General features: G+C 38.7%; 21 protein-coding genes. 19 read left to right on the top strand and 2 right to left on the bottom strand.

What is annotated here, in order from left to right:
* Nucleotides 1-375: 375 nt before the first annotated feature.
* The 14 genes from LO761_RS10050 (at nt 376) to folE (ending at nt 14649) form a co-directional block, all read left to right on the top strand.
* Nucleotides 376-2481 (top strand): glycoside hydrolase family 3 N-terminal domain-containing protein, encoded by a 2106-nt coding sequence (locus tag LO761_RS10050; protein ID WP_272818158.1) that lies wholly within the window; start codon nt 376-378, stop codon nt 2479-2481.
* Nucleotides 2482-2495: 14 nt separating this feature from the next.
* Nucleotides 2496-3638, top strand: a complete 1143-nt coding sequence (locus LO761_RS10045; RefSeq protein ID WP_407951563.1) for a glycoside hydrolase family 43 protein — start codon at nt 2496-2498, stop codon at nt 3636-3638.
* 299 nt (nt 3639-3937) lie between these two features.
* On the top strand, nt 3938-4663 hold the full coding sequence (locus LO761_RS10040; protein WP_407951564.1) for a MotA/TolQ/ExbB proton channel family protein: 726 nt from the start codon (nt 3938-3940) through the stop codon (nt 4661-4663).
* A 3-nt stretch (nt 4664-4666) separates the two neighbouring features.
* Complete coding sequence (locus tag LO761_RS10035) at nt 4667-5083, top strand: ExbD/TolR family protein (protein WP_272818154.1); 417 nt, start codon at nt 4667-4669, stop codon at nt 5081-5083.
* Nucleotides 5084-5092: 9 nt separating this feature from the next.
* Nucleotides 5093-5962 (top strand): energy transducer TonB, encoded by an 870-nt coding sequence (locus LO761_RS10030; protein ID WP_272818157.1) that lies wholly within the window; start codon nt 5093-5095, stop codon nt 5960-5962.
* A gap of 17 nt (nt 5963-5979) precedes the next feature.
* Nucleotides 5980-6528: a DJ-1 family glyoxalase III gene (locus LO761_RS10025; RefSeq protein ID WP_272818153.1), complete on the top strand. Its 549-nt coding sequence runs from the start codon at nt 5980-5982 to the stop codon at nt 6526-6528.
* Nucleotides 6525-7205 carry a 2-C-methyl-D-erythritol 4-phosphate cytidylyltransferase gene (locus tag LO761_RS10020; protein WP_272818152.1) on the top strand — a complete coding sequence of 227 codons (681 nt, stop codon included), beginning with the start codon at nt 6525-6527 and terminating at the stop codon, nt 7203-7205. The genes LO761_RS10025 and LO761_RS10020 overlap by 4 nt, the downstream gene beginning before the upstream one ends.
* Before the next feature lie 3 nt (nt 7206-7208).
* Nucleotides 7209-9305 carry an ATP-dependent DNA helicase RecG gene (gene recG / locus LO761_RS10015; RefSeq protein ID WP_272818151.1) on the top strand — a complete coding sequence of 699 codons (2097 nt, stop codon included), beginning with the start codon at nt 7209-7211 and terminating at the stop codon, nt 9303-9305.
* A gap of 595 nt (nt 9306-9900) precedes the next feature.
* Nucleotides 9901-10794 (top strand): M23 family metallopeptidase, encoded by an 894-nt coding sequence (locus LO761_RS10010; RefSeq protein WP_272818150.1) that lies wholly within the window; start codon nt 9901-9903, stop codon nt 10792-10794.
* A gap of 106 nt (nt 10795-10900) precedes the next feature.
* The gene (locus LO761_RS10005) at nt 10901-11458 is read left to right on the top strand and encodes a DUF1599 domain-containing protein (RefSeq protein ID WP_272818149.1); all 558 of its coding nucleotides are present in this window, start codon (nt 10901-10903) and stop codon (nt 11456-11458) included.
* On the top strand, nt 11448-12731 hold the full coding sequence (locus LO761_RS10000) for a BT_3928 family protein (RefSeq protein ID WP_272818148.1): 1284 nt from the start codon (nt 11448-11450) through the stop codon (nt 12729-12731). The genes LO761_RS10005 and LO761_RS10000 overlap by 11 nt, the downstream gene beginning before the upstream one ends.
* 37 nt (nt 12732-12768) lie before the next feature.
* Nucleotides 12769-13530 carry a triose-phosphate isomerase gene (tpiA, locus tag LO761_RS09995; protein ID WP_272818147.1) on the top strand — a complete coding sequence of 254 codons (762 nt, stop codon included), beginning with the start codon at nt 12769-12771 and terminating at the stop codon, nt 13528-13530.
* Nucleotides 13531-13600: 70 nt separating this feature from the next.
* Entirely contained in the window at nt 13601-14053 is a 453-nt protein-coding gene (locus tag LO761_RS09990) for an SPOR domain-containing protein (RefSeq protein ID WP_272818146.1), read from the top strand.
* Between the two features lie 2 nt (nt 14054-14055).
* On the top strand, nt 14056-14649 hold the full coding sequence (gene folE / locus LO761_RS09985; RefSeq protein ID WP_272818145.1) for a GTP cyclohydrolase I FolE: 594 nt from the start codon (nt 14056-14058) through the stop codon (nt 14647-14649).
* Nucleotides 14650-14655: 6 nt separating this feature from the next.
* On the opposite strand, the gene dnaG is transcribed toward folE, so the two are convergent.
* Nucleotides 14656-16770 (bottom strand): DNA primase, encoded by a 2115-nt coding sequence (dnaG, locus tag LO761_RS09980; protein WP_272818144.1) that lies wholly within the window; start codon nt 16768-16770, stop codon nt 14656-14658.
* Nucleotides 16771-16841: 71 nt separating this feature from the next.
* Nucleotides 16842-17852: a malate dehydrogenase gene (locus LO761_RS09975; protein WP_272818143.1), complete on the bottom strand. Its 1011-nt coding sequence runs from the start codon at nt 17850-17852 to the stop codon at nt 16842-16844.
* Nucleotides 17853-18398: 546 nt separating this feature from the next.
* Here LO761_RS09975 and LO761_RS09970 point away from each other — a divergent pair.
* From LO761_RS09970 to LO761_RS09950, 5 genes are all read left to right on the top strand, one after another.
* The gene (locus LO761_RS09970) at nt 18399-18944 is read left to right on the top strand and encodes a UpxY family transcription antiterminator (protein WP_272818142.1); all 546 of its coding nucleotides are present in this window, start codon (nt 18399-18401) and stop codon (nt 18942-18944) included.
* Nucleotides 18945-19305: 361 nt separating this feature from the next.
* Nucleotides 19306-21195, top strand: coding sequence for a polysaccharide biosynthesis protein (locus LO761_RS09965; RefSeq protein WP_272818141.1), 1890 nt, complete (start codon nt 19306-19308; stop codon nt 21193-21195).
* A 71-nt stretch (nt 21196-21266) separates the two neighbouring features.
* Nucleotides 21267-22412: an OmpA family protein gene (locus tag LO761_RS09960; RefSeq protein WP_272818140.1), complete on the top strand. Its 1146-nt coding sequence runs from the start codon at nt 21267-21269 to the stop codon at nt 22410-22412.
* A 22-nt stretch (nt 22413-22434) separates the two neighbouring features.
* Entirely contained in the window at nt 22435-23637 is a 1203-nt protein-coding gene (locus tag LO761_RS09955) for an OmpA family protein (protein WP_272818139.1), read from the top strand.
* 4 nt (nt 23638-23641) lie between these two features.
* On the top strand, nt 23642-24790 hold the full coding sequence (locus LO761_RS09950; protein ID WP_272818138.1) for a DegT/DnrJ/EryC1/StrS family aminotransferase: 1149 nt from the start codon (nt 23642-23644) through the stop codon (nt 24788-24790).
* Nucleotides 24791-24797: the final 7 nt, after the last annotated feature.

Below are 24797 nucleotides of genomic sequence, written 5' to 3'. Positions count from 1 at the left end.
AACGCTGTTTTAGGTTGTCCTGAGCCTGCTTTTCCGGAAAGTGCGAAAAAAATCGAACGGGTTTTGTTTTTCGTTCCCGAACAGGGAGCCCGCCCTGAAAACCGGAAAAAGCAGGCTCTTTCCCTATAATATATGATGGTAATGTATTTTGACAAATAAAGGGATTGCGAAGCGAAAAGACTCAATAAAAATGTGCATATCCCTATCATTTTTGTGTGATTAATATTAGCTTTTTTGCGGTGTTTTTAGTATATTTGTAGCATGTTGGAAAAGAAAAATGATAGTCATAAAAAGAATAAAATAACTATGAGAACCGGAAGTTTATTTATTGGGTTAACATTGTGTTTGGCAGTTCCGGCATTTGGACAGGAACAGATGCCCAAGGAAGCGCAAATGCAGGAAAAGGCGAAAGCCGTTATTGCACAAATGACGCTTAAAGAGAAGGTCGGTCAGTTGATGAATGACGCGGTAGGCATCGACAGACTGGGGGTAAAACCATATAATTGGTGGAGTGAAGCCCTTCATGGAGTTGCCCGAAGCGGGCGTGCTACCATGTTTCCGGAGCCGATAGGTCTTGGCGCCACGTTTGACGATGATTTGGTTCATGCTATTGGTGAAGCTGTATCGAAAGAGGCACGCGCGAAGTATGATGTGGCACAAAAGATTCATAATTATGGCATCTATGCCGGATTGACATTCTGGTCTCCGAATGTGAATATTTTTCGAGACCCTCGTTGGGGACGCGGAATGGAAACGTATGGTGAAGACCCATTCTTGACAGGTACCTTGGGGACGGCTTTTGTAAAAGGTATGCAGGGTGATGATCCTTTCTATTTGAGAGCCGCTGCCTGTGCAAAACATTACGCTGTTCATTCGGGACCTGAGAAAGACCGTCATGTTTTTGATGTCAATCCCGGCAAACGCGATTTGTTCGAGACCTATCTTCCCGCTTTTAAAATGCTTGTTCAACAAGGCAAAGTGGAAGCTGTTATGGGAGCTTATAACCGTGTTTATGGTAAGAGCGCTTCGGGGAGCGATTATCTTTTAACGGATATTTTAAGAAAAGATTGGGGATTTAAAGGACATATTGTTTCCGATTGCGGAGCGGTAACCGATATTTGGAAAGGGCATCGGATAGCTAAGTCGGGCGCGGAGGCGGCAGCTATTGCTGTAAAGGCAGGGTTGAATTTGGAATGCGGTAATACATTTTCTCATTTGGAAGAGGCTGTTCAACAAGGTTTGCTTACGGAAGCGGATCTTGATAACGCGTTGATGCCCCTCATGATGACGCGATTAAAATTGGGTATATTAGAACCTGATCCGTCATGCCCTTATAATGAAGAACAAGAGTCGGTAATCGGCTGTCAAAAGCATATTGATATTGCACGTAAGGCTGCGCAAGAAAGTATGGTGTTGTTGAAGAATGACCATGTACTTCCTTTGAAAAAAGATATTAAGTCCTTATTTGTCATTGGTCCGGCAGCAACGGATGTGTTCTATGAAATGGGGAATTACTATGGTGTTTCTGATAGGATGAGTACTTATTTATCGGGTATCGCGAGTAAAGTCTCAGCGGGAACAAGCATTAATTATCGTCAGGGCTTTTTAGCTATTATGCCTAAGCTAAATGATATGGATTATAGTACAGGAGAAGCAAAAAGTGCCGAAGTTTGTATTCTGTTTATAGGTAATTCCGGAAACGTAGAAGGAGAAGAGGGAGAGGCAATAGCTTCATCTGCCCGAGGTGACCGTGTGGACATTAAGTTGCCGGAGAGTCAGTTAAACTATTTACGAGATCTACGGAAAGATAATAAGCATAAGATAGTGACTGTGGTAACAGGTGGCAGCCCTATTGATATGACAGAAATCAGTGAACTATCCGATGCAGTGGTGATGGCTTGGTATCCGGGACAGGAGGGAGGATATGCTATGGGTGACTTGCTCTTTGGCGATGCCGGTTTTACCGGTCGTTTACCCATTACCTTCCCGAAGTCGATTGACGCGCTTCCCGCATACGATGATTATAGCATGAACGGGCGTACGTATAAGTACATGAAAGATAATATCATGTATCCTTTCGGATATGGCCTGACTTATGGCAAAGTTTCTTACAGCGACGCTACTGTAGTCAATGCAAATAAGTACAAGGGCAAAGAGAATTTGCAGTTACAAGTCACTTTGAAGAATGATGGTGACAGAGCGGTTACCGAAGTTGCGCAAGTTTATTTGTCAGCTCCCGAAGCCGGAGTTCATACTCCGATAGAATCGTTAATAGCATTTCGGAGAGTGATTCTCCAACCTAAAGAGAATAAAACAATCACCTTCTCTATTGCTCCGGAAAAGCTTCAGATGGTTCAAGCTGATGGAACATCGAAACTGATGAAAGGTACTTATTCTGTTATGATTGCAGGTGCTGCTCCCGGAACCAGAACAACGGAATTAGGAATTAGCAGCAGTCAGGCTTCGTTTATCATAAAATGACTTTCAATACTATTATGAAGATGAAAATAATCAACTGTTTACTTGGCGCGGTAATGTTATTGGGGTATGGTTGTACTCAGCCGTTAAAACCAATATGTTCAGGAGAAATATGGCCGGATGTTGATGGCGTTCATATCAACGCTCATGGTGGCGGGCTCCTTTATTATGGAAATAAATATTATTGGTATGGAGAGAATAAGTGCGATACGACCAGTGCCGCAATGGTAGGAGTCATGTGCTATTCTTCCCAGAATTTGACCGATTGGAAAAACGAAGGAGTGGCATTGGCTGTTGAGGATGATCCGCGTAGCGATATTACCAAACATTGTGTTCTTGAACGCCCAAAGGTTATTTATAATGAGAAAACACAGAAGTTCGTCATGTGGTTTCATCTGGAACTGAAAGGACAAGGATATACTGCGGCTCGTACCGGATTGGCTGTCAGTGATACTCCTGCCGGTCCGTTTAAGTTTGTCCGGTCGGAAAGAGTGAATGCAGGGAAATTACCATTTGATATGACCGAAGAACAAAAAGCTGTTATGGATACGCTGACAGAAGCTTATTACCCGAAAGCATGGACTCCGGAATGGATAGACGCGGTGAAGAAAGGTTTGTTTTTAAAACGCGATTTGGAAGGAGGGCAGATGGCTCGCGATATGCAACTCTTTGTTGATGACGATGGGAAGGCCTATCATATATTTGCGTCAGAGGAGAATAATACGTTGCAAATAGCGGCATTGAGTGATGATTATCTGTCTCATTCAGGGAAGTATGTCAGGGTTGCGCCATCGGGCCAGAATGAAGCTCCTGCGTTGTTTAAAAGAAAAGGGAAATACTGGATGATTACTTCCGGCTGTACCGGTTGGGCTCCCAATGAAGCACGAATGTTCTCAGCCGATAATATCATGGGACCGTGGACGCAACATCCCAATCCTTGTATCGGGCCGAATAAAGAATTGACTTTTGGGGGACAAAGTACTTATATCCTTAAAGTTCACGGTATGGACGACGCGTATATCTTTATGGCCGATATATGGCGTCCGAAGCATCCGAGCGATGCCCGCTATATCTGGTTGCCTGTTCAGTTTAAGGAAGATGATACGCCTGTAATAGAGTGGATGGATAGTTGGACATTGGATTACTTTAAGAAAAAATGAGAAGCAGAAGTCTTATACCTTAATCATTACTTTGGTTCGGATAAGACTTATTACTTATAAATAATCGTTGTCTGCTTAGTATTTACTCGTTCACGGGCATGTAAACGAGTAAATCTTTTTTTTGACGGAAGGACAGCTATAAATTGAATTTCTGTGATGATATACATGAGTTCTAATACTGTTTTCGAAAGTGGATTAAAGATATAAAAAAACATTTAAAACATTGTACCCAAAAGCGATTTGCATTATCTTTGTTTTCAAATAATGTAATTATATAATTTAGAAATAAGTTAAACATGATGAATGTTGGTTTTATGCTTGCCCAGACAGCGTTAACGGATTCAATTACGAATCCTGTTCTTACAGGAGTTTCCGGTGAGACACAAATAAATCTTTGGGATATGGCTACAAAGGGTGGCTGGATTATGATTGTCCTTGTGGCTCTTTCAGTGATTTGTTTTTATATATTTTTTGAACGATTAGCAGTCATTCGTAAGGCAGGAAAAGACGATCCATTGTTTATGGAACGAATTCGCGATTACATCCGTACGGGGGAAATCAAGTCGGCTATTAATTATTGTCGCATGACCAATACGCCTTCCGCTCACATGATTGAAAAGGGCATTACACGTATGGCACATCCTGTGCAGGATGTTCAGGCAGCGATAGAGAATACCGGTAATATTGAAGTCGCGAAGATGGAGAGTGGTTTAGCTATTGTTTCCACTATTGCGAGTGGGGCACCTATGATTGGATTCCTTGGAACAGTGACCGGTATGGTAAGATGTTTCTGGGAGATGGCGAACGCGGGAAATAATATTGATATAACGATGCTTTCAGGTGGAATTTATGAAGCTATGATTACCACCGTTGGAGGTTTAATTGTAGGTATTATCGCGATGTTTGCGTATAACTATTTAGTCACCCGTATAGATAAGGTAGTGGGTCAGATGGAAGCTAAAACGATGGAATTCATGGATTTGTTGAACGAGCCTGCTCAATCGGAATCTACTCAAAAACGATGACCTATGGCACTTAAAAGAAGACATCGGATTACTCCACAGTTTAGTATGTCGTCCATGACGGATATTATATTTCTCTTGCTGATATTCTTCATGATTACCTCTACCATGGTCTCGCCGAATGCTATTAAAGTGTTGCTTCCTCAAGGCAAGCAGCAGACTTCGGCAAAGCCACTGACACGAGTGATTATTGATAAAAATATAAATTATTACGCCGGTTTTGGAAATGAAGCAGAGATGCCGGTGAATGAAGCAGATTTATCGGATTTTCTTAAGCAATGCGCAGAGAAGGAACCGGAAATGTATGTGGCTCTTTATGCAGATGAGACTGTGCCTTACAGGGAAATTGTAAAGGTTCTGAATATTGCTAATGAGAATCATTTTAAGATGGTGTTGGCAACTCGTCCCTCGGAAAGGAAATAGAATATGGCAATAAGAAAAGATAAAATGGCAGGCTTGATAGGTACGACGATAGTTCATATTGTCATACTGTTAGTATTGTTGTTTGTCTTTGTCCACCGTCCGGAGGCTCAGGCAGAGGGTGGTGTCCCCGTTATGATGGGTAATGTAGACGCGGCATCGGGAGATGCTGACCCCATGATGCTTACTCAGGTTGATGTAATGGAGAAAAGTATGCCTCAAACCGAGACGATGACAAGCTCAGAGCCGGAGTCGGAACTTCCTTCGGAACCGAAAGCGGATAATCTGATTACACAAGAAGAGGAGAAAACGGTGAAGATGGTTGCCGCAAAGAATGTAAAGAATAAAACAAAAATAAAGGCAAAGGAAAACATAGAACGTAAGCATTCAAAGAAACCGGCAGTAGAGAAAAAAACAGAGATTGATAAGACTGCGGAAGAGCATCAAGCTACTGTGGAAAAGGTAGCGGCTACGGCTTCACAATCTGTTGCGGGAGCATTTAGTAAAGGAACTAAAATGGGTAGCAGAGGTACAGGTGAGCATGGGGAAGGTATTGAAGGCAGTCCAACGGGGAATTCCAATACTGGCAAGAGTACGGGTGTAGGAGGCTATGGAACATTCGATTTGAATGGACGCTCAATAGGGGCAGGTGGCTTGCCTATGCCAACGTATAATGTACAAGATGAAGGTCGGGTGGTAGTGACTATTACAGTTAATCCCGCGGGGCAAGTGATAGGAACAACCATTAACAAACGGACTAATACCGTTAATGCGAGGTTGCGTGAAGCTGCTGTCAACGCGGCGAAAAAGGCACGATTTAATTCTATTGATGGTGTAAATAACCAGATGGGTACTATTACATATTATTTTAAATTGAAGTGATTTTTAAACTATAGCGTATGAAAACTATTTGTGTATTTTTAGCTGATGGCTTTGAAGAGGTGGAAGCATTGACTCCGGTTGATGTTTTACGTCGTGCGGGTGTTCCGGTTGAAACGGTTTCTATCATGAAATCGAAGACAGTGATTGGCGCTCATAATGTTCCTGTTGTAGCCGATAAGTTGTTTGAAGAACTGAAACACGATGATGTGGAAATGATTGTCCTTCCCGGAGGAATGCCCGGAGCGACAAATCTTGATTCACATGTGGGCTTGAGTAAATTGATTAGTACGTTTGCGGAGGCTGCCAAACCTTTGTCTGCTATTTGTGCTGCTCCTTTAGTTTTAGGAAAACGAGGAATATTGAATGGTAAGAAGGCGACTTGTTATCCCGGTTTCGAAAGTTTCCTTCACGGAGCAGTTTGTACCGGCTCTTTAGTTGAGAAAGATGGAAATATTATCACAGGTAAAGGACCGGGTGCCGCTATGGACTTTGCGTGTGCTATTGCAGAGAAATACATAGGCTTGGCTAAAGTGAAAGAAGTCAGAAAAGGAATGATTCTTGAATGAATAAGTTTGTTATCATTGTAGCAGGAGGGAAAGGGCTTCGAATGGGAAGTGACACACCAAAGCAATTCTTGCTTTTGGCAGGAAAACCGGTGCTGATGCGTACTATTGAAGCCTTCTATTATTATGATAAACAGATTCGTATTATTTTGGTTTTGCCTGATAATCATCAATCTTATTGGAGAGAACTATGTAGTCGTTATAATTTTAATATACCTGTTCAGATTGTTTCCGGAGGAGAAACTCGTTTCCATTCTGTAAAAAGAGGATTGGATCTTATAATGGAGGATGAGGATGGATTAGTTGGAATACATGATGGAGTCAGACCTTTTGTCTCAGAAAACGTTATATCAAGATGCTATAAAGAAGCGGAAGAAAAACAAGCTGTCATACCTGCTATTGATGTATACGAAACCATTCGGCAGTTGCGTGGAGCGGAGAGTGTAACAGTTCCAAGAAACTTATACAAGTTGGCGCAAACCCCGCAAGTTTTTAATCTCTCTCTCTTGAAAGCAGCCTATAAACAACCTTATTCTTCATCTTTTACAGACGATGCTTCGGTGGTGGAGGCATTGGGCAAGAAGATATTTATGATTGAAGGAAATCGAGAAAATATAAAGATTACTACTCCTCTTGATCTGAAAATAGGAGAATTGTTATTGAAGCAGCATGAGGAGTGAATCATGTTTGACATAACAACTTTCGATATAAAATATGTGCCCGGCATTGGTCCGCAAAGAGCTGCCCTTTTAAACAAGGAACTAAAAATTTATTCCTTGTACGATTTTCTATATTATTTCCCATACAAATATGTTGATAGAAGCCATCTTTATAAAATCAGTGAGATAGATGGGAATATGCCTTTTATTCAGTTGAAAGGACAAATCCTTAGTTTCGAAACATTGGGCGAGGGCAGAACCAGAAGATTGATTGCTCATTTTACAGATGGAACGGGTATTATAGATTTGGTATGGTTTCAGGGGATTAAATACATTTTGAATTCGTATAAGGCTCGACAAGATTATATTGTTTTTGGAAAGCCTTCAGTATTTGGACAAAGAATAAATGTAGCTCATCCCGATATTGATAAAGTAGATGATTTAACGCTTTCTTCTATGGGAATGCAGCCGTTTTATAACACAACAGAACGGATGAAACGGAGCAATCTGACTTCATATATGATAGAGAAGTTGATGCATAATGCTTTTAACTTATTAAAGGAACCGTTAGAAGAAACATTAAGTAATCGAATCATTGAAAAGAATAAACTTATAGGTATTAATGATGCTTTGCGTTTTATTCATTTCCCTCAAACTCCGGCGCAACTCCGTAATGCTCGATATCGTTTAAAGTTTGAGGAACTCTTTTTTGTTCAGCTGAATATATTAAGGTATGTACGCGATAGACAAAAAAAATACTTAGGCTATCGTTTTAATCGGGTAGGGAAAATATTTAATACGTTTTATCAGAAGAATCTTCCCTTTCAATTGACTAATGCTCAAATGCGAGTGGTAAGGGAGATACGAGATGATACCCGAAGCGGACGTCAAATGAACCGATTGTTACAGGGTGATGTGGGCAGTGGAAAAACTTTAGTGGCGCTGTTGGCTATGCTTTTGGCATTAGACAATGGTTTTCAGGCATGTATTATCGCTCCTACGGAAATTCTTGCGGCACAGCATTATGAGACTATATCAAAACTCCTCTTTGGAATGGATATTCAGGTGGAATTGCTGATGGGATCGGTTAAAGGCAAAGAACGAGAACAGATTCTTAGAGACTTGCAGACCGGAGATGTAAAGATTCTGATAGGGACTCATGCCATCTTTGAGGATACGGTTAATTTTTCCAAGTTAGGAATCGTAATTATAGACGAACAACATCGCTTTGGCGTTGCTCAACGGGCAAGAATGTGGACGAAGAGCGCATGCCCTCCTCATATATTGGTGATGACGGCGACTCCGATTCCTCGAACGTTGGCTATGACCTTATATGGAGATTTGGATGTTTCTATTATAGATGAATTACCTCCGGGGCGGAAGCCGGTAAAAACCATTCATGTATTTGATAACCATAGAAACAGTCTTTGTAATTTTATTCGCGGTCAGATAAAATCGGGCAGGCAAGTATATATGGTGTATCCTTTGATAAAGGAAAACGAGAAGTTGGCTTTGAAAAATTTAGAGGATGGATATGAACGGGTATGTAAAGAATTTCCGGAATATAAGGTGTGCAAAGTGCATGGTAAGCTGAAACCTAAGGAAAAAGACACAGAGATGCAACGTTTTGTAAATGGTGAAACACAAATTATGGTTGCTACTACGGTAATTGAGGTTGGAGTTAATGTACCCAATGCTTCTGTGATGGTTATAGAGAACGCGGAACGTTTTGGGTTGTCTCAGTTACATCAGTTAAGGGGGAGGGTAGGTCGTGGCGCCGATCAATCATATTGTGTGCTTGTGACTTCTTATAAATTATCGGAAGATACCAGAAAACGAATAGAAATCATGGTTCAGACGAATGATGGTTTTGAGATTGCAGAGGCCGATTTGAAGCTCCGTGGTCCCGGTGATTTGAAGGGAACTCAGCAGAGTGGAATAGCTTTTGATTTAAAAATCGCAGATTTGTCGCATGACGGGCAACTGTTACAATATGTGAGAGATGTTGCTGAGGTTTTTATAGATGAAGATCCTAATGCTACATTACCTGAGAATAGAGTGGTATGGAAACAGTTAGCCGCGATGAGGAAAACGAATGTGAATTGGTCGGTTATATCTTGAAAGATGTTCATTTTCAATTAAAAATATCAACTATATAAGCTGCTGCCCTGATGCGTATGAGGATGAAAAACGATACGTATGAGTTGATCGATTCATGCGTATGAGTTGCTCGGTTCATCCGCATGAGTTGGTTGATTCATACGTATGACTTTTTCTCCATCTCTTTATGACTATTTTAATGGACCAAATAAAAAGGGAAAAATACCTCAGCAACATACTATAAGACTGTATCCAGCCTTCGTAGGCTATGACCTCTCTATTATTTCATCGAACTTACGTTAAATAGACTTTTTTATCTCAAATTGAGGAAGAGCATGTGTTTTTGCGCTTGTCTCCAAACTTTTGAATAGCGTTTTAATGTTAAAATTTGATTTTGTGTTGAATAACATAAATAGCTTCTTTCTTGTTTATTAATAGGTAGTTAGATTATAAAAAGTGATAGAAAATTAAACCACTACGTACAAAAAGAGTTAATCGGGAGTTGTATTTACAAATAAAAAGATTATATTTGACACGATTTTTTAAGAAAAAAGTTCATATATGCTTGATGACTTCCATCGGGTAATTCACTTTGAATGTAAAAATATAGAATTTAATGGCTTTTAAGAAATTGAAAATAATCACAGCCGGAGTACTTGTTTTAATGAGTGTCCATGTTTCTGCTCAGGATTTGTTAGCTAAACAGGCGCCTATAGATAGGAAATTGAAAGCTGTTGATTCCGTAGCTTTGGTACGTCAAATAAAAGCAGAGCAATCTGCCTATCCGGCTTATGATTTATATCCGAGTTGGGAAAATGAATATGTACATGGATATGCTGATGTAGCGATTCCGGATACTTTTCGTATTAATTTGGTAAATTTTTGTATGCCTACCGACCATACGCAAATCACGGATGTTTTTGGTTACCGTCCTCGTCGTCGTCGCATGCATTATGGCTTGGATGTAAAAGTATATATTGGCGATACAATTCGAGCTGCATTTTCAGGAAAAGTTCGTATTGTAAAATATGAAAGACGCGGTTATGGGCGTTATATAGTTATTCGTCATGAGAATGGTTTGGAAACGGTATATGGACATTTATCTAAACAGTTAGTATCAGAAAATCAGTTTGTTGAGGCTGGCGAGGCAATAGGGTTAGGTGGTAATACCGGTCGTTCAACCGGATCACATTTGCATTTTGAAACTCGTTTTTTAGGACAAGCTATCAATCCTGCGTTATTGTTTGATTTTGAGAAACAGGATATAGTCGCCGATACTTACCTGTTCCGTAAAGGCTACAATCGGTATGACAGGAAAAGCCGTTACAGCAATTCAAGACAGATGGCATCTTCGGAGAATGGCGATGTCCGTTATTATAAGGTGCGTAAGGGAGACTCTTTGAGTAAAATAGCTCACTCGGTTGGAATTTCTATTGCACAGTTGTGTAAGTTGAATCATATTTCAAAAGGAAAGACACTGAGACCCGGGCAAGTTTTGCGTTGTTCATAAGAATAATCATTAAAAATAGATAAAAGGTGGAGAAGTATTTACTTTTCCACCTTTTTATTTAATCCTCTACGGAAATTTGTATAACTTTGCTTCTTAATTAATAAGAATGGAAGATACTAATAAAGAATTTGAACAAATCATTGCTATCTGCCGTGATTTGTTTACGAAGAAATTGAAAGATTATGGCGCGTCATGGCGCATCATGCGTCCGATGTCGCTAACTGATCAGATTTATATTAAAGCAAAGCGTGTTCGGACGTTGGAAATTACCAATGTCGCTATGGTAGACGAAGGTATTCGACCGGAGCTGATAGGTATTATAAATTATGGTATCATAGCCCTGATTCAATTGGAAAAGGGTTATTCTGATACAATTGATGTTACAGTAGATGAAGCCTTACAACTATATGAAAAATACGCAAAGAAGGCTTTGGAACTGATGAAGGCCAAGAATCATGATTATAATGAAGCGTGGCGAGATATGAGGATGTCTTCGTACACTGATTTTATTCTAACAAAGGTCAATCGCATAAAAGAAATAGAAAGCCATAATGGAAGCACCATTGTATCAGAAGGTATTGATGCCAATTATTTGGATATCATAAACTATGCTGTTTTTGGAATGATAAAATTGGAGTTTGGAATTCAAAACATTGAAGAATAGACAATTAGACATAATAGTTAGTTTGTGGACGAATGTCTGTCGTTTTGTTTTAGCCGGTGTCTTTATTTTTTCCGGCTTTGTCAAAGCTATCGATCCATTGGGGACTACTTATAAAATTCAGGACTATTTTGAGGCTTTGAATTTTATACCGCTTATATCTACGGTTATACCTTTTGGGGGAGCTTTGTTCATAGCTTTTGTTGAGTTCTGTTTAGGAGTTTTCCTTTTATTTGGATTTAGAAGAAGAGTTTCAACATCGTTTGTTTTTGTCTTTATGATTATAATGACGTTGTTGACTTTTTGGTTGGCAATAATGAATCCCATATCCGATTGTGGATGTTTTGGTGATGCTATAAAGTTAACGAATTGGCAAACATTTTTTAAGAATGTATTTTTGCTCATTGCGGCAGTCTCGGTGTTTCGATGGGGGAATCAGATTCGTCCATTGGTATCACAACGATTTGATTGGCTGATAGAGCTTTACACATTTCTCTTTATTGGTGGGGTGATGGTTTATTCTTTAAGGAATTTACCCGTATTTGATTTCCGTCCCTATCATATCGGAGCCAATATAAAAGAAGGTATGGAGATTCCGGAAGGAGCGTTCCCGACCGAGTATGAGACATTTTTCGTTTTGGAGAAAGATGGGAAAAAGAAGGAGTTTACATTAGATAATTATCCTGATAGTACATGGACTTTTGTAGACTCGCGTACAGTTGTTAAGAAAAGAGGATATGAGCCTCCGATACATGATTTTTCTATTGTCCGTCATGATGATGGGGACGACATAACAGAAGCAGTATTGAATAATGTCAGTTATTCGTTTTTATTGATTGCGCACCAGTTGAAAGAGGCAGATGATAGTCGTGTTGATTTGATAAATGAACTTTATGATTATTGTATAGAAAACGGGTATGCTTTCTACTGTTTAACAGCTTCTCCGGATGAAGATATTCAGTACTGGCAGGAACGAACCGGAGCAGAATATCCATTTGCTATAACCGATGATACCACCCTTCGAACCATCATTCGTTCGAATCCGGGTTTGGTTTTATTGAAGAAAGGAGTCGTTATTAATAAGTGGAGTGTAGAGAATATTCCCGACGAATATCAGTTGACGGACAAGTTAGAGAAGTTGCCATTAGGACATATTAACCAACGTGGTCCGGTTCATCGGATATTGCTTGTTTTGGGGTGGTTTGTCTTGCCTCTATTTCTTTTCAGTGTGATTGATATTGTCTGGGGAAAATATAGAAACTATAGAAAGAAGTAATAAATTAGATAATCAATTTTTAAATAAAACAATTGAAATGAGAAAGAAAATTGTAGCAGGTAATTGGAAAATGAACATGAACCTGCAAGATGGTGTGGCTCTTGCAAAAGAGTTGAATGAAACATTAAAAGCAGAAAAGCCCCATTGTGGTGTTATTATTTGTACTCCATTTATCCATTTGGCAAGTATTGCCCAGTTCTTGGATCAGGAAGTAATAGGTCTTGGCGCGGAAAACTGTGCAGATAAAGAGCATGGAGCATATACCGGTGAAGTTTCTGCGGAGATGGTAAAAAGCACAGGAGCTCAATATGTTATCTTAGGTCATTCTGAGCGCCGTGGTTACTACCATGAAACTCAGGAAATCTTGAAAGAAAAGGTTCTTTTAGCCTTGAAGAATGATTTGAAAGTAATTTTCTGTATTGGCGAGAGTTTGGAAGAACGCGAGGCAAATAAGCAGAATGAGATTGTTAAGGCAGAATTAGAGGGTAGCGTATTTAATTTGAGTGCCGAAGATTTCGGAAAGATTATTATTGCTTATGAACCTATTTGGGCTATTGGAACCGGAAAAACAGCTACATCGGAGCAAGCAGAGGAAATACATTCTTTTATCCGTAGTATTATTGCAGATAAATATGGTAAGCAGGTGGCTGACGATACTACTATTCTTTATGGTGGTAGTTGTAAACCGGGAAATGCTTCTGAATTATTCGCTAAGCCAAATATCGATGGTGGATTGATTGGTGGCGCATCTTTAAAGGTCGCTGATTTCAAAGGTATTATTGATGCGTGGAAGAAATAATTCTAATTAATAAAGTGAGCAGAGGACTCTCTGCTCACTTTCTACTATTTATTATCTATTAATTTGCGACATGAGATATTTATTTGCCATAGCTCTTGCCTTTTTTGCTTTGACTGTTAAGGCTCAGAATAATATTTTTGAAGAACTTGAACAGAGTGGTTCATGGCAGGGGACAGTTACTATCCATCAGGATTCTTCTATCGCGTCTTTGGTTGGGATTCCAAAGAAGTTTGATGAGTCAGGGAATAGAGAGTTGAAAGCTCGAGGATATCGTGTTCAAGTTTATGCCGGTAATAATTCCCGTGATGCCCGTAGCATGGCTCATAGTGTGGCTCATAAAGTAGAAACTGAATTCCCTGACATTCCGGTTTATACTTATTTCCTTCCTCCGCGTTGGCTGTGTCGAGTAGGGGATTTCAAGTCTATGGAGGAGGCTTATATTACTATGAGGAAATTGAAAGCTACAGGATTTTTTAAGGAAGTGTCTATTGTTCGTGAACAAATTAATGTTTCAAAGGAATGATTATGGAGGAATTAGCACATCCGGAATGGGCAAAAGAGAAAATTGAGGATTTGATGGGGCATTATGAGGCTATTCTTAGGCTTCTTGGAGAGAATCCGGAAAGGGAAGGGGTTGTTAAGACTCCTGAGAGGGTTGCCAAAGCGATGCTTACTTTGACTCGAGGATATGAACAAGATCCACATGCCATTTTAATGCAAGCCCGTTTCAGAGAACCATATAGTCAAATGGTTATTGTAAAGGATATTGCGTTCTATTCTCTTTGCGAACATCATATACTTCCTTTTTATGGAAAAGCTCATGTGGGATATATACCTAATGGATATATTACGGGACTGAGTAAAATTGCCAGGGTGGTGGATGTGTTTTCTCATCGACTTCAAGTTCAAGAACGCATGACTTGTCAGATTAAAGAGTGTATTCAAGAAGCTCTTCAACCATTAGGTGTAATGGTTGTTCTTGAAGCACAGCACATGTGCATGCAAATGAGGGGAGTGGAAAAGCAGGGCTCTATTACCATGACTTCTGATTTTACCGGAGCTTTTAATCAGGCAAAGACTCGTCAAGAGTTTATGAATTTAATTAGAGGAGAGAATTAGTGAGGTTTAAAGAAAAATTTGTCCGTTCTTTAGCGAGATTTGTTTTTGAATCTGACTTAGTTCCTTACATCGTTTCATAATCTCAACGATTTGATCATTATCTTTCATGATGTCCGGATCAACTAATTTACGGTTTATTTGGTCCATTTCTTCCTTTACATACGTGCTTTTGTACGAAAGAATAATTTCCGGGATGTCTTGTTCCAAGTGATTTCTTTCTGAGCTGTTATCATTCCAAAGTTTACTCAATTGATATTTCTTACTTAATAAGTCTACTGCTTCCATACTTATTTCTTGGTCCGGATGATTAATATAAAAGTGTTCACAAGTAAATCCACTTTCTTTAATATGTTTCATTCCTTCTTCTATCATCCTGTTATGTAATGGATTATGGAATTGCAGTCCGTCATGATTCAAGTCTTTATATATAAATTCAAGAACAGATAAATTCTTGTCTTTTCCATTTTCATCTTGTATTTTGCAAAATGAACATTCTCCATAGCGAACGATTACGCGCATTAATTCCTTTTCTTTAGCGTAGAATAAGAACTTCTCTCGTTCGGATGATGATATATAAGTAGTGGAAGGCTTTTCTTCTACTATTGGCTCCATATTATCAAAAGGAGGATCAGGAATATTCTCTTCCATAGTGATATTGTTTGCCAAAGTTTCAGGGACAGGTATTCCTGCGTCTTGCATGGGAGGTTCCGGCAATGAGGTAACATCGTTGCTTTGCCGGATTTGTTTCATCGTCTTATTTAATTCCTGATCTTTTCTCTCACGTTGTTCTCGTTGCTCGGAGAGGAATCCTTCTTTGCGTTTCTTAACGTACTTTTCAAATTCATTCAGGATTATCTTTTCATCTACCTGTAAGATGCTTGCGCATTCCTGACTATAGGTGAAACGAATTATCTTATCCGGTATTTGGCTAATACTTTGGGCGATATTTGCTATTAATTGAGCTCGCTTAACAGGGTCGTTTTTAGCTTCATCCATTAGAACGCGGGTTTTGAAACGAATGAAATCTTCTTCATGTTCATTGATGAATTCCTGAAATTCAGATGCATTATGCGTACGGGCAAAGCTATCAGGGTCTTCGCCATTGGGTAACAGTAATACTTTTATGTTCATTCCTTCCGATAGAAGAAGATCGATACCACGCATACTGGCATGTATACCGGCAGCATCGCCATCATATAATAAGGTAATATTATTCGTGAAACGATGTAGCAATCTTATCTGTTCCGGAGTAAGTGAGGTTCCGGAGTTGGCAACAACATTTTCAATGCCGCATTGGTGCATGGATATAACATCCATCTGACCTTCAACCAAGTAGACTTTCGATTGCTTCACAATAGCTTGTTTTGCAAAGTAAAGTCCATAGAGTTCTTTTCGTTTCTGATAGATGTCACTCTCCGGAGAGTTGACATACTTAGCGACTTTGGCATTCGATTCAAGTACTCGTCCGCTGAAAGCGACAACTTTGCCGGTTATGGTATGCCAAGGGTACATGACTCTTCCCCAAAATCGGTCGCGTAAAGTCCCATCATCGTGCTTAATGCTTAGTCCGGTACCGGTAAGGAATTCTTCTTTATATCCTTTTCGAAGCGCTTCTTTTGAGAACGCGCGATTGTTTCTTATGCTATAGCCCAACTGGAATTTTTGAATCATATCATCGTGAATACCCCGTTGATGAAAATAGGTCATACCGATGCTTTTCCCATCTGAAGTATTATGCAGCACATCCATAAAGTAATCGCGAGCATAGTTATTTACTACAAACATGCTCTCTCTCTCGTTTTGCCTGACTAATTCTTCGGGAGTTAATTCCTTTTCCTGTATTTCTATATTGTATTTCTTGGCTAACCATCGGATAGCCTCTGGGTATGTCAGTTGTTCGTGTTCCATTATAAAATGAACGGCATTTCCACCTTTACCACAAGCAAAGCATTTACAGAAATTCTTGGCCGGCGATACATAGAAGGAAGGAGTTTTATCGTCATGGAAAGGACAAAGCCCGACATAGTTCACTCCGCGTTTCCTGAGAGTTACAAATTCAGAAACCACTTCCACAATGTTGGAAGCATCCATTACCTTATCTATGGTTGCCCGATCGATCATAACGGAAGCGAAGATATAAAAAAATAGGCCTCTATCAAAATAGAGACCTATTTTTTATTGAATCGGAATTATTAGAGATTCGGATTAACTTTGTGCCAATCTTCAACAGCAGGAAGACTGCCCATAGCAATTACTTGATCGCGAAGACCTTGCAAGTGTTTGTAACTTGCGTCTAAGGCAGCGATTTCTTCGGCTGTACCCATAACAGGTTTGGTGTATACACCTTCTGCGTTGATGTGGGTAGGCATAGCCATCATTACATGGTTGTAACGAGATGTGTCGGCATAGGTTCCTGAAGGATAAACGAACTCTTCACCACCCATAGCGGCTTCAATCATTTTAACAGCTAAGTATGACGGACTTTGGAATGAAGAACGACGACGGAGTTCGATAATCTTTGCTCCACCCTGAGTAACTTCTTTCTGCATTACAGCCCATTCGTCTGCGCTTAATCCCTTACCGTTAACTGTAGCTTTACCGGCAATGATATCCACTAACTTAACACCGTCAACGGTTGTTGGAGACGCGAATACTGCCATTTTCTCTCCGTGGCCTCCATAAGTGTAAGCGTTCTTAATAACAGCTTGGCTGACACCAAAATGTTTTGCGAGAGCACCTTTCAAACGAGTTGAGTCGAGAGCGGCAAGTGTTGCTACTTGATTTGGTTTTAAACCTGAATATACCAATGTTACCAAGCCGGTGATGTCTGCCGGATTAAAAATGATAACACAGAATTTAGCGTTCGGACAATATTTCTTAATGTTTTCACCTAATTCCTGAGCAGCTTTTGAGTTTCCTGCTAACAAATCTTCACGAGTCATACCCTCTTTACGTGGAGCGCCACCTGAGGAAATGATATATTTTGCGTCTGTGAAAGCCTCTTGTGGGTCAGTTGTTGAAACGATATTTGCATCGTCGAAACCACTCTGACGCATTTCCTCAGCAACACCTTCAGCTGAGAATACATCATAAAGGCAAATGTTGTTTGTAAGGTGCAACATCAAAGCTGTTTGAACCATGTTTGAGCCAATCATTCCGGCTGCGCCGACAATGACCAGCTTGTCATTTGTTAGATATTCCATGTGACTAAATTTTATAAAGTTTGAATATTTTCTTTTTATTTACTCATGCAAAGATATAAAACCTTTTGATAAATAACTATTATTAATTATATTTTCAGCTAAAAAATGGGTTATGAAAGTTCAAATCTAATGTTTTGATAAGTTGGGTTAGCATTTTAATGATAAACGAAGTTAACAATATGCAGCTACTGTTTCGATGCGTATAATCGAATAAAGCGGTCCGTGTAAATCGTCCAACTCATACGTATGAATCGACCAACTCATCCGCATCAGTTGAGCAACTCATCCGCATGAACCGGTCAACTCATCCGCGTCACTTTTCATCTTCATGCGCATCGGAATAATAGCTTATATGGTTGATATTAACAGTGCGTCCTTTTTAAGAAGAAACAATGATACGCAGTTCGTATTATTTTAGTATTTGTTGAATTTGCATTAGTATATATAAAATTGAATAGTGGAAGAATATTTTTTATTTTTCTATCAAATAGTCTTGCCGATTGAAAATTAATAAATATCTTTGCATTATCATATAATAATTAGATGATGACACAGACACAAAATGTGGAAGAAAAGAAAATTTGGTTTGTTTTGAGATGCACATATTCACGAGGTATGAAGGTGAAAGATTATCTTGATTCAAATCAAATAGAAAATTTTATCCCTATGCATTATGTCGTGTCTGAACGTCAGGAAAAAATAATCCGAAAACTTGTTCCAGTTATTAGCAATTTAATTTTTGTCCATTGTACCAAAGGAAAATTAGAAGAATTGAAGAAAACGTCAACTCTTCAGTCTCTTATTCGTTATATAATGGATAAAGAGAAGCATAAGCCTTTGATAGTGCCTGATAAGCAGATGTACGATTTTATTGCAGTAGCCGGAAGAACAGAAGAACAGATTTTATATCTTTCTCCGGAAGAAGTTAAGTTGCGAGAAGGTGATAAGGTACGAATTAATAGCGGTATCTGGAAAGGTGTTGAGGGTGTGTTCTTGAAAGTAAGAGAAGGAATGCGTGTAGTTGTTAGTATTGAAGGATTTGTTGCTGTTGCGACAATTGCTTTACATCCTTCGATGGTTGATAAGATATAATAATAGGATTGATGAGAGTGAGGAGTTTTTTTGACATATTATAATGATATATTTTGATAAGGAAATATTATAAAATTTTTATTATATGCGAACTTTTTTATTTTATTGTGCTATTTTTGTAGAATAGAAGATGGTATAAAAGGTGTTATTTGAAATAAATAGAAACTTTTTTACTATTATGAGAATACTTAATTGGATGAATTTTGTGACATTTATTGGTTCTCAATGTTATTTTTAGGGAATAAAATACGACTTAATGAATTGATTTTGAGAATTTTAATTATTTCTTTACCCCGGGAAATCACTTTTCGGGTGACCCCAAGGAATTATTTTTGAGTTTGGAAGCTAATATGCTGGGTGTATGAATCTTTTAAGAATATTATTTACTCATTTTAGCTATGTAAGCCGCTATATCGTTTGGGTAGCAGATTGTTTCCTTTCTGTTATATCTATTTTACTCAGCTATTTGTTCTTTAATTATTTATTGTCTATTGATGTAGTTCCTGGTTTTGTATGGCTTATTCTAATTATTTCTACTGTAGTAAGTCTGATTTGGACTTGGATATGCAAAACGAATGACGGCATTATAAGACATGCGACATTAGCAGAGTTAATGCGTATAGTTTATGCTATGTTCTTAAAAGATATTACCCTATTGATTATTGCTTATATCTATTTAGATTATGTTGGTCGCTTTGTTTATTCCATTATTATAGTAGATTTTATACTTTCTGTTATGCTGCTTACGTTGGAGAGGGTTTTTGTTGTTAGTTTCTACTATTATGTAATAAACAAGATTGTTGATAAAGCGGAAAACGCGTTAATATATGGTATATCAGACGCGGCTATTAGTTTAGCTAATTATTTGCGAAACAGCAAAAAATATCAAGTTATTGGATACGTAACTCGCAGTTCCCAATGGAAAGATTATCGAATTGCAGGTTATCGTATTTTTTATTTGAAAGACTTGAACGGTTTTGGAGAATTAATAAGAAAATGGGAAGTAAAAGATCTGTTTTTTATAAATAATCAGGATTTGCATGCTGACGAAGAATTGATTAATTACGGACTGAAGCATAATGTCTGCTTGCGAATTGCTCCAATGGCAGAGATGCCAAAGAATGTAGCAGACATTCAAATGCGTACAGTTCAGATTGAGGATTTGTTAGGGCGAGACGAGATAAAGATTGATTTTGATCATATTCAGTCTAATATAAGAGATAAAGTTGTGATGGTGACCGGTGGGGCTGGAAGTATTGGCAGTGAACTTTGCAGACAACTTTGTCGTTGTGACTTTAAGCAACTAATTGTACTTGATTTTTCAGAAACAGCGATTTATCAGATTGATTTGGATCTAAAGAAGAAGTTTCCAGAAAAATCTATTGTTTCTGTTATTGCAGATGTCCGTAATGCTGATCGTATGGATTTTTTGATGAATCTATATCATCCGAATGTTATATTCCATGCCGCGGCGTACAAGCATGTCCCGTTAATGGAAGAATATCCTTGCGAGGCTGTTATCGATAATGATGGTGGAACGAAGACTGTAGCTGATTTGTCTGTAAAGTACGGCGTTGATAAATTTATTATGATCTCTACTGATAAGGCTGTTTATCCCAGTAGTGTAATGGGAGCTACAAAGCGGGTAGCGGAAATGTATGTACAGAGTTTGGGAGAGGCTATTAAATTGGGAAGAGTGCAAGGAAAAACTACATTTGTTACAACTCGCTTTGGGAATGTTCTGGGAAGTAAAGGCAGTGTAATTCCATTGTTTCGTAAGCAGATTCTTGCTGGTGGTCCGGTTACAGTTACCCATCCCGAAGTTATCAGATATTTTATGACTATTCCGGAAGCTTGTCGTTTGGTTCTTGAAGCTGCTTATATAGGGGAAGGTAATGATATTTTTATATTTGATATGGGCAAGCCGGTTAAGATTGTTGAATTGGCTAAACGTATGATAGAACTTAGTGGTCTGCGTCCGGATGTGGATATTAAGATAGAATTTACAGCTCTTCGGCCTGGTGAGAAATTATATGAGGAGTTACTTTATAAAAAAGAAAATTCATTTCCCACAGTGAATCCGAAAATTTATAGAGCAAATACGGTAGGGTATGAGTATGAAGAAGTTAATCAGTCGATAAACTATTTACTTGACCTTGCAAGAACTCAAGATAAAACAGAAACAATTCGGCAAATTAAGTTGATGGTTTCTGACTTTAGGAGTCTTCATTCCAAACTTGTGGAATTGTAGAATTAAAGGATGAAGAAAATAAGTGATAATTTATAATTTGTTTTATTTTAAATGATTAAACAATGAATCGTGTGGAAAAGTTAGGACTTGTCCTTATGGCAATTTTCTTTAGTACCATGGCTGGTTTTGCTCAAGTGGTTGTAAGTGATACGATTACTAATACAAAGCAAGGCTATTGGGAAGATAAAAGTGACAGTAACAGTAGAGTGCTGAACAAGTCGCAGTTCGGAGACAATTGGTTCTTTGGAATTCATGGAGGTGGAACCTTTAATTGGGGTGCTGATGAAGATTTTTCAGGAAGCTTTAAGCAGATTCGTCCAATGGGTGCTCTGTCTCTTGGAAAATGGTTATCGCCGTATGTAGCATTACGTGCGAATGTATCTCTTGCAAAAAACACGGCAACTTATGATGCGGGAGCAAATCCTAAATGGTGGGCATTGGGAGGAGGATTAGATGGAATGTTTAACTTCACAAATTTGTTCTGTGGCTATAAAGAAAGCCGTTCGTTTAATTTTGTCGGTATTTTGGGATTTGGAACGGAGCATGTGTTCGATTATAAAAATAATGTGGTTCCGGATCCAAAAGGCTGGTTACTTACAGGACGTTTGGGCTTAATGAGTATCTGGCGGTTGAGTGAAGCATGGGATTTGACAGTTGAGGCAACAAATCACTGGTTGGATGATTCTTATGATGGTTTGATTGAAAATAATCGTTATGATGGTCATTTCAATTTAATGCTTGGTTTTGTTTATCGCTTTAAAAATCATGATGGCTCCCATGAGTTTACTTATGCTCGTCGTGATTGGAACAAGTATGATGTCATGAATCAAGAAATTAACCGTTTACGCCAGAAAGCTGCTGATGATAGAGCTTATGCTGCTGCCCATCCGAATATTAATACCATCAATAGCAAACAGATTAATACTCTGATCTCATTTGCTAAAGGTTCTTCCGAAATTGATAAATTGCAGGAAGTAAATGTTTATACCGCGGCTGAGGCTATGAAAGAGTTGAATAATGCTGATTTGTATATTACTGTATTAGGTAAGGCTACAAAGAATGCAGATTTATTTATACAACGTGCTCAGTCTATTCGTGATTCTCTCACTAAAGATTATAATATTCCTGCCGGGAGAATCTACATAGAGAAAGATCCTGCTCTTGTTGAGTCTTTGGATAAGTCAACTGATTACGTAATAATGTATATCAACGAATAAATAACTTTAAAAGAATGAGATTATGAAAAAAATAGTTACAATATTCGTTTTAGTGTTAGGTTTGTTTCCTTTAACTACTAACGCTCAATCTGACTTTGCGTTAAAGGCTGATACTGTTACAGGTTTGCGCCATTATACATCCGGCGATAATTGGTTTGTTACATTGCACGGAGGTTTGAATCTTCCTCTGGGTGAGAATGTTCGTCTGAAGCATACTAAAGATGTGTTAGGTGTCGGTGGTGGCTTCTCTGTTGGTAAGTATTTCTCTCCACAAGTTGGGGCTCGTTTATATGTTGCATATCTTAATCAGCATGGACGTGCCAATCAGGAGGCTATTGATGCGTATCCACAGGCCTATGGTGATGGAATTTATAAGTTTCATAATGTAAATACTTATATAGATGCTTTATTCAATTTCTCAAATATCTTTGCTCCGTATAGTGAAACTCGCAGGTTTAATGTAATTGGTATTATTGGTTTAGGAGCTAACTGGACAGGAGGATTTGATAAAGATAAATTAAATAAATGGGCAGCTCTACCTGATGGTCCGTATCCGACAGATATGAAGAATCATGGCTATTTTGCTCTTCGCGCAGGCTTAGGATTCAACGTTATGCTAAGTAAACATTTTGACTTGGGACTTGAGGCTACTATGCATGCTACTGATGATGGGTATAATGGTGTTCGTTATCGCCGTAGATATGATGGCTATGCAACTGCTATGTTAGGACTGACTTATCATTTCAAAGATCATTATGGTGATGCTCGTTTCAAGTATAGAAGATTGTCTGATGCAGAGGAACTTGATGAAATGAATCGTAAGATTAATGATGCTCGCGCAGACTTGAATAATATTCATCCGGAAACTAAGACTGAAGGGATTCAGACTCGTATTCTTGATATGACAATCTCTTTCATTATCGATAAATATGATATTACTGATATTCAAAAGAAGAATGTTGAGGCTGTCGCCAACTATATAAAGAGTCATGATGATGTCAATTTGGTTGTTACCGGTTATGCTGATGTACAGACTGCATATCCTGCATATAACTTGAAGTTGTCCGAACGTCGTGCCAAGGCTGTTTATAATATGTTGGTTAATGATTATGGCGTTGATCCTGCCCGTTTAAGCATTGATTATAAGGGTGATACCGTTCAACCTTATCAGAGAAAGAATGAATGGAACCGTGTTGTAATCTTTGTTATTAAACCTCGTAATTAGAATTATGAGTAAAATATGGTTATCATTGGCACACATGGGCGGAGCGGAGCGACACTTTGTCCGTGAGGCCTTTGATACAAATTGGGTGGCACCATTGGGACCGAATGTCGATGGGTTTGAACATGACTTGGAACAATGGCTTGCTAAGCATTCTGCTCAGGAAGAAAATTATGTTGTAGCTTTGAGTGCCGGAACCGCTGCCATCCATTTATCATTAGTAATGTTGGGAGTAGGGCCTGGTGATGAGGTTATTTGCCAGAGCTTTACTTTCTCAGCTTCTGCTAATCCTATTAAATATCAGAGAGCAACTCCTGTGTTCGTAGATAGTGAATTGAATACATGGAATATGGATCCATACTTGCTAAAGGATGCGATTGAAGATCGCATTAAAAAGACAGGTAAAAAACCTAAAGCCATTATTCCTGTTTATTTGTACGGTAATCCGGCTTGTATTTCCGAGATTATGGACGTTGCCAACGAATATGAGATTCCTGTTGTAGAGGATTCCGCTGAAGCAATGGGTTCTAAATACGATGGGAAATATTGTGGAACATTTGGTAAATATGGAATTTTTTCATTTAATGGTAATAAGATGATTACTACCAGTGGTGGTGGAGCACTTATTTGTCATTCTAAGGAGGATGCCGATCGTATTAAATTTTATGCTACACAAGCCAGAGAGAAGTTTTCTTATTATCAACATGAAAAAATTGGCTATAATTACCGATTAAGTAATGTATCAGCAGGAATAGGTCGTGGGCAAATGCTTGTCTTGGATGAACATATTGCTCATCATCAGCATGTACATCAATTATATGATAATGCTCTGAAAGGTATAAAGGGAATAACGATCAAAAGTCCTATTTTAGAAAAACCTTGTCAGCCAAATTATTGGTTATCAACTATAACTGTTAATCCGGAGGAAACGGGATATACCTATCAGCAACTATCTGATTTTTTAGCAAAGGAGGGAGTGGAAACTCGTCCGTTGTGGAAGCCGATGCACTTGCAACCGGTTTATAAGGATGCTCCAAGCTATGTAAATGGAATTTCAGAATCACAGTTTAATATTGGGTTGTGCTTACCTTCCGGTCCAATGGTTTCGGATGCTGATGTTGAAAAAATAGTTCAACTTATTAAACAATATAAATAAGGTATAG

This window comes from Phocaeicola oris, assembly GCF_021295095.1.
In the GTDB taxonomy this organism is placed as follows: Bacteria; Bacteroidota; Bacteroidia; order Bacteroidales; family Bacteroidaceae; genus Phocaeicola; species Phocaeicola oris.
Note: the sequence above shows the minus strand (reverse complement) of the source record. Positions and strands in the feature narration are given on the sequence as shown.

Excerpts from the sequence above, each read along its gene's own strand:
- LO761_RS10050 (WP_272818158.1), top strand. The coding sequence starts at position 376 with ATGCCCAAGGAAGCGCAAATGCAGGAAAAGGCGAAAGCCGTTATTGCA.
- LO761_RS10045 (WP_407951563.1), top strand. The coding sequence starts at position 2,496 with ATGAAGATGAAAATAATCAACTGTTTACTTGGCGCGGTAATGTTATTG.
- LO761_RS10040 (WP_407951564.1), top strand. The coding sequence starts at position 3,938 with ATGAATGTTGGTTTTATGCTTGCCCAGACAGCGTTAACGGATTCAATT.
- LO761_RS10035 (WP_272818154.1), top strand. The coding sequence starts at position 4,667 with ATGGCACTTAAAAGAAGACATCGGATTACTCCACAGTTTAGTATGTCG.
- LO761_RS10025 (WP_272818153.1), top strand. The coding sequence starts at position 5,980 with ATGAAAACTATTTGTGTATTTTTAGCTGATGGCTTTGAAGAGGTGGAA.
- LO761_RS10020 (WP_272818152.1), top strand. The coding sequence starts at position 6,525 with ATGAATAAGTTTGTTATCATTGTAGCAGGAGGGAAAGGGCTTCGAATG.
- recG (WP_272818151.1), top strand. The coding sequence starts at position 7,209 with ATGTTTGACATAACAACTTTCGATATAAAATATGTGCCCGGCATTGGT.
- LO761_RS10010 (WP_272818150.1), top strand. The coding sequence starts at position 9,901 with ATGGCTTTTAAGAAATTGAAAATAATCACAGCCGGAGTACTTGTTTTA.
- LO761_RS10005 (WP_272818149.1), top strand. The coding sequence starts at position 10,901 with ATGGAAGATACTAATAAAGAATTTGAACAAATCATTGCTATCTGCCGT.
- tpiA (WP_272818147.1), top strand. The coding sequence starts at position 12,769 with ATGAGAAAGAAAATTGTAGCAGGTAATTGGAAAATGAACATGAACCTG.
- LO761_RS09990 (WP_272818146.1), top strand. The coding sequence starts at position 13,601 with ATGAGATATTTATTTGCCATAGCTCTTGCCTTTTTTGCTTTGACTGTT.
- folE (WP_272818145.1), top strand. The coding sequence starts at position 14,056 with ATGGAGGAATTAGCACATCCGGAATGGGCAAAAGAGAAAATTGAGGAT.
- dnaG (WP_272818144.1), bottom strand. The coding sequence starts at position 16,770 with ATGATCGATCGGGCAACCATAGATAAGGTAATGGATGCTTCCAACATT.
- LO761_RS09975 (WP_272818143.1), bottom strand. The coding sequence starts at position 17,852 with ATGGAATATCTAACAAATGACAAGCTGGTCATTGTCGGCGCAGCCGGA.
- LO761_RS09970 (WP_272818142.1), top strand. The coding sequence starts at position 18,399 with ATGACACAGACACAAAATGTGGAAGAAAAGAAAATTTGGTTTGTTTTG.
- LO761_RS09965 (WP_272818141.1), top strand. The coding sequence starts at position 19,306 with ATGAATCTTTTAAGAATATTATTTACTCATTTTAGCTATGTAAGCCGC.
- LO761_RS09955 (WP_272818139.1), top strand. The coding sequence starts at position 22,435 with ATGAAAAAAATAGTTACAATATTCGTTTTAGTGTTAGGTTTGTTTCCT.
- LO761_RS09950 (WP_272818138.1), top strand. The coding sequence starts at position 23,642 with ATGAGTAAAATATGGTTATCATTGGCACACATGGGCGGAGCGGAGCGA.